Origin of the sequence: Aquimarina muelleri DSM 19832, from assembly GCF_000430665.1 — a bacterium.
GTDB lineage: Bacteria > Bacteroidota > Bacteroidia > Flavobacteriales > Flavobacteriaceae > Aquimarina > Aquimarina muelleri.
Genome location: NZ_AUML01000010.1, coordinates 110,914 through 127,401, shown reverse-complemented (window position 1 = coordinate 127,401; position 16,488 = coordinate 110,914). Strand labels below are relative to the sequence as shown.

The following is a 16,488-nucleotide window of genomic DNA, read 5'->3' as shown; positions in this document are numbered from 1 at the left end:
TGATTAATTTATAAAACATAATAAAGCACCTGTGCTTGTAGTAACTTCAAGCTGTAATAGATTTTCAGTACATGATTGGAATTAAAAAATACCAATCATAGTTTTCTTAACAAGACATAGTCATCATTTTAAAAACATAATGTATTACAGAGAAGTGTTTTTTTAGGATCCACTAAAATTTACTATATGTAATTAAAAAAAAATATATAATGGAAAAAGAAATAACAAATAACAGTAAAATAGGAGAATGTTCTGTATTAGAAATAAAAGAAAAGCAGGCTTTCCCTTTTATAAAAGAAGCTAGTATAAATAATACTAATTTAAACGATTGGATTTTTAATAACAAACAAGAATTTGATAATAAACTTTGCGAGCATGGAGCCATATTGTTTCGTGGATTTAATATAAATACAGTTGCAAAGTTTGAAAAGATTAGTAAGTTGTTTGATACAGATTCGTTAGAATATGCATTTAGATCTTCGCCAAGATTTTCTGTAGGTAAAAATGTATATACCAGTACAAGTTATCCAAAAGACTTTAGTATTAATATGCATAGTGAAGCATCATATATGCCGAACGGACATCCAGGGTATATTATATTTTGTTGTATTAATCCCGCAACAGAAAGAGGAGAAACCCCAATAGCAGATAATCGATTAGTATTAAGTTTTTTAAGCAAAGAAACTAAAACAAAATTTTTAGAAAAAGGAGTGAGATACATAAGAAATTTAAATAAAAATATAGGACTCTCATGGCAAGAGGTGTTTCAATCCAATGATAAAAACCATGTAGAATCTGAGTGTGATAGAACTGGGATTGATTATAGGTGGAAGAGTGAAGAAGATCTAGAATTGACTTGGGTTAAAAAAGCAATTTGGGAACATCCTAAAACTAAACAATTATCATGGTTTAACCATGCTTCTTTCTTCAATAAATTCACTCTTGAAAAAGATTATTATGGTTCAGTCAAAAATGAAGATCAACTTCCTAATAATACCTTTTATGGGGATGGTACAGAGATAACAAAAGAAGAAATTGAAGAAATTATAAATGCATACAAAAAATCTACTATAGAATTTCCTTGGAAAAAAGGAGATGTTTTATTTTTAGATAACATGTTATGTTCCCATGGAAGAAATCCTTATGAAGGAAACAGAAAAATAGTTACCTCTTTATTTTAATAGCATACTTGTTTATTGAAAGAAATCGTTTTAAACGATAAGCTTTTTAAAGTCAATACCAGATTCATAATATAAATTTATAAACCATCATAATGCAGAATAATATTAAGCCAATAGAAATTGTTTATGCAGCGCAAGTAAAAGGAATTAATTTGTTTGTTGATCATGGTAAACTTGCAATAAAGAAAGATAAAAATATTATTTTACCTCCGGATCTTATTAAAATCATAAAAGAAAATAAAACAGAACTTATAGATTTTTTAGAAAAAGATGTGAGATCTTCTTTAGGATCGGATTTTATAAATATAAAAAAGATCCCTGAATCCGATAGTTATAAGATTTCTAACGCACAGCGCAGGTTATGGTTGGTTAGCCAATTAGAAGAAGCTTCTATTGCATGCAATATTCCAAACACGATTGTTCTAGATAAAGTGTATGATATTACATGTTTTCAAAAGGCTATATATTCTGTTATAGAAAGACATGAAATATTACGCACTGTATTTAAAGTAGATGATTTAGGTGAAATAAGGCAATTTGTTCTAAATTCAAAAGAACTTAATCTTGCTATTGGTTATAAAGATTGTAGAGGGAAAGATGCTGAGGTAATTGCAAAAGAGTATGTTAAGAATGATTCTTACAAACCATTCGACTTAGAAAAAGGGCCTTTATTACGAGTCTGTTTACTTCGACTATCTGAAGATAAATATATATATTATTATAATTTGCATCATATTATTAGTGATGGATGGTCAACAGATGTTTTATCAAGAGATATTATGCAATATTACAATGCTTATCTCTCTGGTGTTTCCCCGGATATTTCTCCTTTACGAATACAATACAAGGATTATACAGCTTGGCAATTAGAACAATCGGATAATGATACTCAAAAAAGACATAAAGAATATTGGTTAGAAAAATTATCAGGAGAACTACCTATAATTGATTTACCATCTTATAAACCTCGCCCAAAGAGTAAAACATATAATGGAAAATGTTTAGGAGGGTATTTTTCTAAGGATGTTACCAAAAAACTGGATCGATTTATTAAAGAAAATAATGGAAATCTATTTATGTTGATGTTATCTGGGATCAATATTCTACTACACAAATATACCTCTGCCAAAGATATAATTATAGGAAGTCCATTTGCTGGTAGAACACATCCTGATTTGGAAGATCAAATAGGCTTTTATGTAAATATTTTAGCTTTACGAAACACGATAGATCCAACAGATAGTTTTATTGAGTATTATCAAAAAATTAAGGAAAATACAGTAGAAGACTATAGACATCAGGAATATGCTTTTGATAAACTGGTAGAAGATTTAGAAATAAAATATGATCAAAGCAGGACAGCTCTTTTTGATATTTCATGGGAACTACACAAAAATATTGAAAATACTACATGTGTAGAAGATCATTTGTTAGATGAGATTAAAGACAGAGGAAATACTGTTTGTAAAAATGATATAGAATTCCATGCGACAAAGTTAGAAGATGTAATTGCCCTTGATGTCATTTATAATACAGATATATATGATGAGGATATGATATCTAATATGATACAACATTTTAAGCAATTAATGCTTAATTTACTATCCTCTCCAAAAGCAGCCCTAAGTACTATTGAATTCTTAACCAAAAAAGATCGTTATGAAATATTAGATGTCTTTAATGCTACAGAAGTAACATATCCATTAGGTAAAACAGTAGTAGAATTATTTGTAGAACAAGCAAATAATACTCCAGAGACTGTTGCAGTAGTATTTGGAAATAAAACACTAACATATATAGAGTTAGAAAAGAAATCTAATCAATTAGCAAATTATTTAATAAAGGAGTACAATATTGATAAAGAAGATTTTGTTGGAGTTCATTTAGATAAAAGTGAACAATGTATTGTTTGTCTTTTGGCAATTTTAAAAGCAGGAGCAGTATACGTTCCTATAGATACAAACTATCCGTTAGATCGTAAACAATACATTATAGATGATGCTAATATTAAGGTTTTGATAACTAATGATTCTTATATATCTGATATAAAATTTTTCAATGATTCACTATTAGTAATAGACAGTGTTTTTGATGTAGTAAATTATGACTTAGAGAATATAAATTATGCCTCACCAAATGGTCTAGCTTATGTAATTTATACCTCTGGATCTACGGGTAATCCAAAAGGAGTTATGATTGAACATAAAGCTGTTTTAAATGCAATTTTGGCACATATTGATGTTTTTAATATTACCAGTAATCTGCGAGTACTACAGTTTATGTCTTTTTCTTTTGATGTCTCTATTTCTGAGATATTTAATACTTTATTATCTGGTTCAAGTCTTTTTATAGCGAATAAAGAAATACGAAATAATCCTTATTTATTAGGACAATATATTCAAGACAATGCTATTGATATAGTAACGTTGCCTGCTTCTTTTTTTCATATAATGAAACCAGAAAGCTTTAAAAATGTAAAAACATTAATAGTAGGAGGAGAAGCATCGGATTACAGAAGAGTTATTTCTTATTTATTTTATGGAGGAAGTTATTACAATGCGTATGGTCCGACAGAAGCAAGTATCTGTGCTTCGACTTTTAAAATAACAAATGCTGCAGCAATAGATTCTAAGAATATTCCAATAGGAACGCCTGTATCAAATACGGAGTTTTTGATACTCTCTAAAGATTTACAACTAATGCCAGTAGGAGCTATAGGAGAATTATGTATTGGAGGAACACAACTGGCTCGTGGATATTTAAACCGACCAGATTTAACATCAGATAAATTTATTGATAATCCATTTAAAAAAGGAGCAAGATTGTATAAGACTGGAGATTTGGCTCGTTGGTTACCCAATGGTAATGTAGAATTTATAGGAAGAATAGATCATCAAGTTAAAATCCGTGGATACCGAATAGAACTAGGAGAAATAGAATTAGCAGTAGAACAGATTCAAGATATTGAGCAATCCGTAGTTATAGTTAAAAAAGATGCATACGGGTCAAAACATTTAGTAGCTTATCTAGTTAGCAATAAAGAAATTAATTTCACAAAAGTACGGCAAATTATAGAAGGAAAGTTACCAGAGTATATGGTTCCTAAAATTTATGTCCAACTAGAGAAAATACCATTAACAAACAATGGTAAAATAGATAGTAAGGCATTACCAAGTCCTGATGAAAATTCTTATAACAAGAAAGAGTATATAAAACCAGTTACCCAAGAAGAAAAAAAATTAGCGATTATATGGCAATCAATACTAGGGATTAAAACGGTAGGTGTTAAAGATAACTTTTATGATCTAGGAGGAAACTCTATAAAATCTATACAATTAATAAGTCTTTTAAAGAAGAAAGGATATAATCTTAGTGTTAGAGATAGTATAGAAAATCCAATACTAGAAGATATGGCTAAAACAATTGATAAAAGCACCATAGAGGTTGGTAAGCTACAAAAAAAATCAGAATTACAAATACAAGAGTTAAACGATGGGGTACATCAAAATGCAACTAAAAAAAATATATCATCCGATGAATATAATTTAGTTTCAGAAAATCAAATCTTTTTTTTAAGGAAACCTTCAGCGATGATATCATCAAATACGATAGTAATATCTAATTTTTCTAAAAATAATTTTGAAGAAAAATTTCGTAATCTTTTAAGCTTCTATCCTTCACTTACAGTGAGTTTTAAGAAAAGAGAATTTGAAGATGAAATTTTACAAAAGCAAGTTTCAAAAGATAAGGTTAAGTTAGATATAAATATACTAGAAGGATTTCTTCCAAAACATCAAGTAGAAATTGAAAGAAAATCAAATTCTTTTTTAAAAAAAGTATTTAACTATTTTGATCAAACAGCATTAATTCGTGTTTTTATAGTGGTTGATAAAGATAACTTGAATACTGCTTATTTACGTTTTAGTATAGCACATGCTCTATTAGATGTGGATACCTTTGGGGATTTTCTAGAAAATTTAAATGCTAATTTAGAACAGCCAAAAACACCAAAAATTAGTATTTCTAACGATTCTTTTGCTTTGTGGCAGAAAAATTTTTTAAACTCAAAAAAAGGGATCACTCAAAGAAACTGGTGGCTAAACTACCTTAAAAATCTTCATTTAGTGGAAACCAAAATACCCATTAAAAACGAATTTTCAGATTATGTTGTACAGCATACTACAATTATTGGCGAACAGTATGAAATAATAAATGAAATAGTAAAGAATCTAAAATTACCTATAACAGCATTATTTCTGGGAGCTCATCAAAGCTTGTTAGAAGAATTAGATGTAAAGAATTCTTGTATGCAAATGATAGCAGTAAATGGAAAAGAAGAGTCCTATGAAGAAATCGATATTACAAAAGTATTGGGAGTTACTACTAATTTCTTGCCTTTACCAATTATCTCGGCTGCTGGTAAATCGGTTAAAGAACATGTTTATGATGTGTATGAGCAATACCTAAAAATTCGACTATATCAAAAAATACCTTATGGGATTATTAGAAAAGATTTTTCAGAGCTGGATATAGATAAGCATATAAGAGGGTATTTTAATTTTAGTTTTCAAAAAAACAGAGAGATAGAAAAAAATCAAACAAATACAGAAACATCTATTAGTTTAGAAAAATTTTGGTGGGATGATTTTTATGGATTAGGATTAGTGTGTGTAGTATTCAAAAATGGGATATCATTACGGTTAGTTTGTCCAAAAAAAACATACGAAAATAACCAACAAAACTTTAGCCTAAATTCTTTTATAGAGAAAAGAATCCTCGGTCTTAAAGATTTAATATTAGTTTAATAAGAACTTTGAGTAAACCATTATTTAAGAGAAAAAATAATAAACAACAAATTAAAATAATAAATCAAAATAATAATGAAACAGTTAAAACTCATATTTTTAATATCTCTTATTTCATTCACAGGAATTTCTCAAATAGAAATAAGCGGATTGATTAAAGATACTAATGGTCCCGTTTCCTTTGCTAGCATTGTATTAAAAGATTCTATAAATACTATTAAAACTTACGATATAACCGATCAAATCGGATCTTTTATTTTAGAGACGGATAAAGGTTCTTATACACTTGAAATAAATATTCTAGGATATAAAGAATTAAAAAAGCAAATTGTTATTGAAAACAGTCAGGTTCTTGAAGATATCTTTTTAGAACCATCTACAGAGCAATTAGATGAGGTGGTTATAAAAAACAGAAAAAGATTGATTGAGCGAAAACCAGATAGATTGATATTTAATGTAGAAAATAGTATTGCAGCTAGTGGTGGTAACGCTTTAGATGCTCTGCGTGTTGCTCCAGGAGTTACTGTAGAGAATGATGCAATTAGTATGATTGGTAGAGGTGCCTCTCGGGTTATGGTAGATGGTCGTATGTTACAACTATCAGGAGAAGAGTTAGTGACTTTTTTAAATTCTATTGTCGCTTCAGAGATTAAAAAAATTGAAGTTATTACAAATCCACCTGCAAAATATGAAGCAGCAGGAAGCGGAGGTCTAATCAATATAATCTATAAAAAAGGAGTAAGAAATTCTTGGAAAAATTCAACGACAGTAGCATACAACCAAAATACATACAACTTTTTTAATGTAGCAAATAATTTTTTATACAGTAAGAATAAAGTCAAATTAGGTTTAAGTGTTAATGGAAATATAGGAGCAATAAGAGAAATTGAAGATTTTATCACAAAATATCCAAATGGTCCATGGGATGCTAGAATAAAGGCAAAACAGCAAAAAGATAACCTCTCAGGTCGAATTTCTTTAGATTATGATGTTTCAAAAATGATATCGATTGGAGCCCAATATTTAGGTAATTTTAATAGACCAGATAGAAAAGATAAGACAATAACTAATATTTTTAACAGTACAAATAGACTAGATTCAATATTTGATAGTTCTGGTAAAAATGAGAGTGAAATAAATAGCCATTTATATAACTTTCATTTAATCTCAAAAATTGATACTTTGGGAAGAAGAGCCTCTTTTGATTTCGATTATTTTGACTATGACAATAAATTAAAAAGAGATTATATCGTTAATACATTGTCCCCGGATGACAATTTTTTAAATATAAATCAAGCCGCTATTAATTCATCTAACCAACGCATAGATAATTTTAGTGGAAAGGTAGATATAGAACACCCTTTTGAATCAATAAATCTATCCTATGGAGCTAAGTTAAGTTTTATAAAAACAGTAAATGATTTAGTAAGTCTTAATACTATAACAGGAGAACCAGTTTTTGATCCTATATTATCTAATGAATTTGAATATAAAGAAGATGTACAGGCATTATATCTAAATGCTTCAAAAGAAATAAAAAAGAAGTGGAGAATGCAAGTAGGTTTAAGAGTTGAAAATACAATTACCGAGGGGTTCTCTAAAACCTTAGATCAAACAAATAAAAATGATTATTTAAAATTGTTTCCAACATTTTATATTGCGTATCAAAAAAATGAAAACAATGATTTTTCGTTTAATTATGGGAGAAGAATTAAAAGACCCAGTTTTAGAATTTTAAATCCTTTCAGAACTTTTACCAATAGTAGTACATATTCAGAAGGAAATCCTTTTATACAGCCTTCTTTTACAGATAGTTTTGAATTTAATTATACACATAAAGAAGTATTAACTACAAATATTTTCTTTAGTACAACATCTAACGGTTTTGGAACAGTTTTTACTGCGGATAAAGAAAATAATATACAAGCAGTAATTCGACGTAATTATTATACAGGATATAAAGGAGGAATAGGTGAAATATATACCTTTAATAAAATATCTTGGTGGGAAAGTCAAAATCAGGTATTTTTAATAGGATATAAATCTGATTTTGATATTGATTTGGATGCGGAACCAAAAAATGGATTTCAATTATACTTAGATACTTATAACACATTTTCTCTAAGCCAATCTACCAAATTACAAGTTGATCTTTTTTATAGTTCTCCTTATAAAGATAGATTGTTAGATTATGGAGAAAGGTACGGTCTGGATATAGGAATAAAACAAGGCTTCTTTAAAAATAATCTACGATTATCTTTATATGTTAAGGATATATTCGATACGGGTAGTATGAATAATATTGTTTCTGAAGTTGATGATGTAGAAGTCAACTATTCAAGTAACTATAGTAGAAGGTTTTTTAGGTTTTCATTATCGTATAATTTTGGAAATAGAAAGATAAGAGTTAGAGACAGAAAATTTGGAAATGATGAAGAAACAAAAAGAGCAAATTAATAAAAGTAGATTGTTAAGTTTTCCACAAAATAAAATGCAGTTGTTTTTGCTTCATTTTGCAGGAGGTAGCTGCTATTCTTTTGATTTCTTAAGAAGCTATATAAATACAGATATAGATTTTATCCCTTTAGAAATACCAGGAAGAGGTAAAAGGTTTAAAGAAAGTCCTCTTAAAAATAAAAAAGAAGCAATACAAGATTATGTAAATCAAGTTAAGTCGCTAAGAAATGATCAGCCCTACTTAATTTATGGGCATAGTATGGGAGCTACACTTGGATTATCCGTAGTTAACGAAATGCAAAAAAGAGGAGATCTTCCTTTACATTTAATTGTTTCGGGAAATCCAGGGCCAGGAATAAAAGAATTAGAAGTAAAACAACAGCGATATTTGATGAACGATTCTGACTTTAAAAAAGAACTAAGAAAGTTAGGAGGAGTTCCTGAGGAGGTTTTAGAATCCGAAGAACTATATGATTTTTTTGGACCGATAATGCGAGCAGATTTTGAAATTTTAGAAAAAGATGATTTTTCTGAAGAAGAAATTAAAATTGACGCACCTATCTTTGCATTGATGGGATCTGAAGAAGAGAAGAAAGGCAGAATTGAAAATTGGAAAAATTTTACTTCAAAGAGTTTTAGCTCACAAATTTTTAAAGGAAACCATTTTTTTATACATGATTATCCCAAAGAATTAGCGCAGATCATTATAGACAGATGTACTGTTGCTATTGTACCGTAAGATTTCCAGTTATGCATTCTTTAAATGTAGGACGCTTAGTAGTCGTAAATAACGTGAGCTCGATCTAAAAATTTGGTTTAAAAAAGCCGTCAAATTGAGGAGTTTTTCATAGGGTAACAAGAAAAATTGTATCGCTCTTTCGATAAGCTCAAGATGACAAGGTTTTTAATTGAAAGATTACTCGTATTCGATAGTTCTGCTGAGTTTTACCAAAGTACAATTTTCTATTAAAAATTACTTTGATTGACATAAATTTTCTTATGCCTAGTTAAATATAAAAGTCAAAAACATATCAACCCATAGCAGTAACAAGTAAAATTTGGTGTCTAAGGAGACAAAATCATAAGATAGATAGCAAAAAATATGGGTGCACTATCTTTTTTGGTAAGCTGTACCTCTAAAAAGACGAGATGGATAGCAAAAAAGACAGGCTCTACCCTAAAATTTGTTAGATGGATAGCAAAGTTACCTGTCGCGCCTGGTAATGTAGTGGGTGCACTCGCTAATTCAGGTGGGTGTACTGACAAAATTACCTGCTGTTCCCAGTTTTAAAGTACCCCACCCCCACTAAGCAAGTGGGTGAACTGACAAAGTTACCGCAAGCTTTAACAGTTACAGTACCCTGGGGTACTTCTTAAGTGGGTGGGGGTACTTCCTAAGTGGGGGAGGGTACTTCTTAAGTGGGGGAGGGTACTTGCCAAGTGGGTAGTGTTTACAATTATAAAGTCAGAAACGCTAAATAAGAACGAATAGAGAAGAATCCTCGTCTTATCATTTGTAATGAAATAACTAATGACTCTTTGTATAAAAAACCTTTGTAACGATTATGAACAGATAACCTGACAGCTTTAGTAAAATTAAAAACTATATCGAACTTCTGCTATGTATCAAAATAACACATTTCATACAGCTAACCATAACAAAGCCTGTACAATGAAATTACATACCTATAAAAACACACCATCATTATGTTAAAATTAAAATTAAAAGACATCGTTCTTTTATTACTATATGCTATACCAAATACCATATTGAGTTTTGGAATTATATATATAATAAACAATGTTCTTGCAGGCAACGAAGCATTTTTAAAAGACTATATGATTATCGTCTTTTTGTCTGCTGTAGTGTATACTTACCTACTGAATGTTGTATTTCAGAAAGGACTCAATAAATACGCATTTAAGATATTATACGAAAATGAAAAGAATTTATTCAATCAAATTTTAAAAGCACCTTTATTAACCTTAGAAAAATTTGGGAGTAAGCGATTTTATACTGCAATGGAAGATTTGCGTTTATTTTCCAGTTTGCCATATACAGTAACCCATACCGTAAGCTCTTTATTAATGCTAGCATTGGGTGTAGTATACATGTTTACTCTATCTGCAATTTCAGCAATAGTAATTGTTGTCTTAATTGTTTTAGTAGCAGTATGCTATTTTATAGTAATGAATTCGATGTCTAAAGAAGTATCGGTATTAAGAGGATATAATGAGCATTATTATAATTATGTAGAAGATTTGATTAATGGTTTTAAAGAATTAAAAATTAGTACATCCAGAAGAAAAAATATAATGCAAAAGCACTTAGGTCCAAATAGAGATCAGTCTGAAGGTTTGGATTTTAAAATAAATTATGTGTTTTTGTCCATTAATATGATTAGCCAATATGGGCTATATGCAGTAATAGCAGCTATTTTATTTGGTTTACCAGCTTTGGGTTTGTTAGACAGAGAAGGAGTAATTGCCTATGTAGTGGTAATACTTTTTATATCTGGTCCCATAAATAATTTAATAAACCTACAACAACTATATACTAGGTTTATGGTTTCTAATAAAAGAATAAAAAACTTTATGAAAGACTTTCAGATAGAAGATGAAACTACAAACCTTATCCAAAATAAAAACTATCAATTTGAGTCATTAAATTTTAAAGATGTTTGTTTTGACTATAAAAGCGAAAATCAAGAAAAGTCATTTAAGTTAGGACCAGTTAATCTCGAAATTAACAAAGGAGAAGTTTTATTTATTGTAGGAGGTAATGGATCTGGTAAAAGTACTTTTATAAATGTTTTAACGGGATTGTATGAACCAACTAGTGGTGATATTATTTTAAATAAAGACCCAGAAGCCAGTATAAAAGAAGATTTACAAGACTCGATGACAGCCATTTTTACAAACAATCACATTTTTTCTCACAATTATGATGATTACTCCTTAGAAAATAATGAAGAGTATATGAGGTTATTAAAAATGATGCAATTAGAAGGAGTAGTTACCGATGATAAAGAAGAATCTGCAAGAAGAAATTTTTCTAAAGGACAAAGCAAAAGGATGTCGATGATTTTTGCACTTCTGGAAAAGAAACCAATTTTAGTATTAGACGAGTGGGCTGCAGATCAAGATCCGCATTTTAGAAAGTATTTTTATGAAGAATTGATTCCACGATTAAAGGAGCAAGGAAAAACTATTATAGCCGTAACCCATGATGATGCTTATTTTAAATATGCAGATCGAATAATCAAATTTGATTACGGAAAAATTGTAAAAGACGTAGTTGCAAATAACGAAGAAGAACTGGTTGAAAATTTTTGGGCTTAAAAATCAGTAATACCATTTTAACTTTGAAATCGGGTGTATAGAAATTGAATTTATTTTTATGTATTCAAGGCGAAAAAACCTAAGTATAGCCTTAGTTACGGTTATGTTTTTCAAAGCCAATAAACATGAAAAAGAAGTAATTCATTAGTGCTATTTCAAAGTTAAAAGGTATAAAAAACACATCATATAAAATTCTCCGATACCAATAGAGAATATTCACTAACCTTAAAGAATCTATGGATATGAAATTGACACTTCCACAACAAGATGTCTATTTTGAGCAATTGTTATACCCTAACGATCCTATTTATAATATAGGTGCCAAGATAGCTATCGAAGGTAATATGATATATGAAATACTTAATAAAGCATACGTTATGTTGATTAATCAACATGATGCATATAGAAGTATTGTTATAGAAAATCAAGAAGAAATACAAATTGAAATTTTATCAAATCATAATTCATCTTTAGGTTTTGTTGATTTTTCTAAGGAAGTTAATGCAGATAAAAAAGCAAATATTTATATGCAAGAAACCTTTAAGCAACCATTTAACTTAAAGGCAAAAGAATTATTACATCGATTTACTTTAATAAAAATTTCTGAGAGTCATTACTATCTGTTTTCAATGTATCATCATATTATTACAGATGGTTGGGGTACATCCTTGATGTTTCAAAGGTTAGTAGCAAATTATAATGAACTCACTAGGTTTGGGGGTATAAAAACCGAATACCCATACAGTTACAAACATTTTGTTTTAGACGATGAAACCTATTTTAACTCAGATTCGTTTATAAAGGATAAAGCATATTGGATCGAAAAATATCAAAACCTTCCAGAACGTTTATTCGAAAAGATAAAGGAAACAGGACCTATAAATAAAAGTAGTCGTAAAGAACTTATAATTAAAAGATCTCTATATAATCAACTTTCAAGTATTGCAACAAACTGTAATAGTTCTACTTTTCATATAATACTAGGTGTTTTATATCTTTATTTTGGGAGAAAGTGTCAAAATGATGATTTTGCAATAGGACTTCCTGTATTAAATAGAAGTAAATCTGTTTTTAAAAAAACAGTAGGGCTTTTTATGGGGGTTTCTGCTTTGCGTATTAACCTTGATTTTGAAGATACTTTTGAAAAATTAATATATACTATAAAGCAACAACTGCGGCAAGATTATAGATATCAACGTTTCCCTTTAGGAAAACTTATAAAAGAATTAGATCTCTTTAGAGAAAAAGACAGACTGTTTAATATTACGTTATCCTACGAGAAACAAAATTATGCAGATCATTTTGAGAATACAAAAACCAGCGTAATACCATTAACACACCAATCAGAACGGGTAGCATTGGCTGTGTATATAAGAGAATTTGATGATCAGGAAGATGTAAAAATTGATTTTGACTACAATGTTAATTATTTTGAAGAAAGTGAGATTACTCAGGTAGTTTCACATTTTGAAAAACTTATTTCTAATGTATGTGCTGATAGTAAGAAAAAATTAATAGAATACCAATATATAACAAAACCAGAACAGGCACTGTTGTTAAATAGTTTTAACCAAACTCATTTTGAGTATCAAAAAGAAGCTACATTACTAGATTTTTTTAATAAACAAGTAAAAGTAAAATCTGATAAAACCGCAGTAAAAGATGATAGTACTTCCTACTCCTATAAAGAGCTAGATATAGTATCTAATAAGATAGCAGAGTATTTATGTCAAAATTTTGACAATAAAGATACATCTCCCATCGCTGTTTTGATGGATCGTTCTGCAAATTTAATAGCAATATTATTAGGGATATTTAAATCAGGAAGAGCTTATATACCCTTAGATCCAGGTTTTCCACAAGAACGACTAAACTATATAATAGAACACAGCGAAGTAGAGTGTATTATTGGAGAAACAAAATTTAGCAAACTCATTACCCCTAAGGCTCAATTTGTGGATGTAAACTCTGTATTATATTCTAATAGCGAGATTACTTTAAAAAATGGTTCAAATATAAACTCTACAGATAACGCATATATAATTTATACGTCAGGATCCACAGGGAACCCCAAAGGAGTTGCAATCAAACACCAATCCCTGTTAAATTTTTTATTAAGTATACAGCAAAAACCAAAGGTTAACAGTAATGATTTATTATTCTCTGTAACAACACAATCTTTTGATATTTCAATATTAGAGTTTTTTACTCCTTTAATATCAGGAGCTACATTATATATAGCAGATACAAATACATTAACAGATCCTATAGCTTTAATAGAAAAATTAGAGCAAATACAACCAACCATATTACAGGCAACACCTAGTTTTTATCAAATGTTATATAATATTGGTTGGAGTGGAGATTTAAAATTAAAAGTATTATGTGGAGGAGATCTTTTAAGTGAATCTTTAGCAGAAAAATTAGTAAACACTTGTGCCGAAGTTTGGAATATGTATGGCCCAACCGAGACAACAATTTGGTCTAGTTGCAAACAAATAAAGACATCAAAAAATGCTTCAAACATAGGAAAACCAATACATAATACAAAGTTTTATATTCTGGATAAGTATAAAAAGTTGCTACCTGTCGGAACAGATGGAACCATTTATATCGCAGGAGATGGATTAGCAAAAGAATATTTTAGAGATAAAAAACTAACGTCTGACAAGTTTATTGAAAATCCTTTTGAAGAAGGACAAAAGATGTACGACACAGGAGATATTGGTAAATGGAATAGGGAAGGCGAGATAGAGTTTATGGGGCGTAATGATAACCAAGTTAAAATTAGAGGATATCGTATTGAGTTAGGAGAGATAGAAACAAAGCTTAACCAACTAAACTATATCAAGAACTCTGTTGTTATAGCAAAAAAAGGAGACCAACAAGAAGCAGTTCTAATCGCTTATATAATCCTTAATGAAACAAGTGTAGATCCAAAAGGAATCATAAACAAGTTACGTAAAGAACTTCCTGAGTATATGATACCACATACAATTATACCACTAGAAAAGTTTCCTCTTACACCAAATAAAAAAATTGACAGAAAATCACTATCTCTAAGAAAAATAGAAATAGAGCAAAAACAACAACAAGTACCTAATCAAATACCAACGACAGATCTGGAGATTAAACTTAGTAAATACTATCAAGAGGTTTTAGGATTAGAAAAACCAATAAGTGTTACAGAAAGTTTTTTTGAATTAGGAGGGCATTCATTAAATGCAGTAAAACTTATTAGTCGTATTGAAGAATATCTAAGCTATAGAATTTCGTTAAGGACAATCTTTGACTTTCCTACTATAAAATCTTTGTCGAAATACTTAGAAAATGAAAAAAAACAAAACTACAGTTCAATACAACTAGTAGAGAAAAAAAGTTTTTATAACGTTTTATCCTCTCAGTATTCTATTTGGTTAGCTTCTCAAGAAAAAAAAAGATCTATAGCCTATAACATGTCTGAAGCTTTTATAATAGATGGAGATATAGAGGAATCATTGTTAGAAAAAGCCTTTCAAAAGGTGGTGGAGAAATATGAAATATTAAGAACTAATTTTATTGAAATTAATGGAACTCCTTATCAAAGAGTTAATCTTGGAAATGCTATTTCTTTTAAGATAGACAAATTTCTTATAGAAAATGATATACAACAGAGGCTTGAGGATTATATGAATCAAGAATTTGATTTAGAAAATCAATTACTATTGCGCGTTGGGGTATTTCAAAAAACAAACGGAGACAAGATCTTGATATTTATTACACATCATATTATAATGGATGGATGGTCTTTAGAAATTTTAATTAAAGAAGTAATAGATAGTTATGTAGCGTTAAGTGTAAAAACAAATCCAGAAAAACAAGTATTAGGATTTGAATTTAAAGATTACGTAGACTGGCAAGAAAAGACAAAGAAAAAAAATGAAAAAGTAAATTATCAATTCTGGCAACAGTATCTATCTGGTTACGAATGGAAAAACCTAATTCAATTTGATCAAGATCCTTTGATAGAAAAATATAGGGCAGCTTTTAGAGACTTTAATTTAGAAACAAAAATTTTTGAAAAATTAAACCAAATTACAATAAAGCAAAAAATAACACTACATACACTTTTGGTATCTGTGTTTAATGTATTGGTTTATAAGATACAAGGTCATAAAGATATTTGTTTAGCAACAATAAATTCAGGGCGGCAGTTTCCAGATTTACATTCTCAAATAGGAATGTTTGCAAAAACACTACCATTGCGATCCAAAATAAATCCAAACCAATTATTTTCAGAATATCTAGAAAACGTACAGTTAGATTTATTGTCTTTGGATACATATCAGGATATTCCAGATAATATTAATAATAATCTACGATTAGACGTATTACTAGTTTTACAAAATCCAACATTTAGTTATAATCAAATATATGTTAATGAAAACCTAAGCTTAAAATCTTGCTCAATAGACTCTAAATATAGTAGGCTGCCATTACTGATTAATTTTTCTGTACAAAAACAAGAATTAGAAGGAAGGATTCAATATGATATCGATAAATACGATAAAGAAACTATCGAAATCTTAGTTTTAAAATATATAAAAATCATTGAACAAATTATAGATAGTATTGAGATTCCTATAGAGGATATAGATACAGATTTAGAATTTGAAAAAGAAAAAACCATAGAGATAGATTTTAGTTTTTAGAACAAATTCACA

At 29.1% G+C, this 16,488-nt stretch carries 6 protein-coding genes; all 6 read left to right on the top strand.

The window, feature by feature from the left end:
* Window positions 1-209 precede the first annotated feature (209 nt).
* The 6 genes from H527_RS21615 to H527_RS0107040 all read left to right on the top strand — a co-directional run bounded on the left by H527_RS21615 (window position 210) and on the right by H527_RS0107040 (window position 16,476).
* The gene (locus tag H527_RS21615; RefSeq protein WP_051316675.1) at window positions 210-1,181 is read left to right on the top strand and encodes a TauD/TfdA family dioxygenase; all 972 of its coding nucleotides are present in this window, start codon (window positions 210-212) and stop codon (window positions 1,179-1,181) included.
* A 92-nt stretch (window positions 1,182-1,273) separates the two neighbouring features.
* On the top strand, window positions 1,274-5,986 hold the full coding sequence (locus H527_RS0107065; RefSeq protein ID WP_027412052.1) for a non-ribosomal peptide synthetase: 4,713 nt from the start codon (window positions 1,274-1,276) through the stop codon (window positions 5,984-5,986).
* A 75-nt stretch (window positions 5,987-6,061) separates the two neighbouring features.
* Window positions 6,062-8,443 (top strand): outer membrane beta-barrel protein, encoded by a 2,382-nt coding sequence (locus tag H527_RS0107060; protein WP_027412051.1) that lies wholly within the window; start codon window positions 6,062-6,064, stop codon window positions 8,441-8,443.
* A complete protein-coding gene (locus H527_RS0107055) occupies window positions 8,418-9,182 on the top strand; it encodes a thioesterase II family protein (RefSeq protein ID WP_051316674.1) in 765 nt (254 codons plus the stop codon). Before H527_RS0107060 ends, H527_RS0107055 begins: the two co-directional genes overlap by 26 nt.
* Window positions 9,183-10,150: 968 nt before the next feature.
* Window positions 10,151-11,785, top strand: coding sequence for a cyclic peptide export ABC transporter (locus H527_RS0107045; RefSeq protein WP_027412048.1), 1,635 nt, complete (start codon window positions 10,151-10,153; stop codon window positions 11,783-11,785).
* Between the two features lie 242 nt (window positions 11,786-12,027).
* The gene (locus tag H527_RS0107040) at window positions 12,028-16,476 is read left to right on the top strand and encodes a non-ribosomal peptide synthetase (protein WP_027412047.1); all 4,449 of its coding nucleotides are present in this window, start codon (window positions 12,028-12,030) and stop codon (window positions 16,474-16,476) included.
* Window positions 16,477-16,488 lie beyond the last annotated feature (12 nt).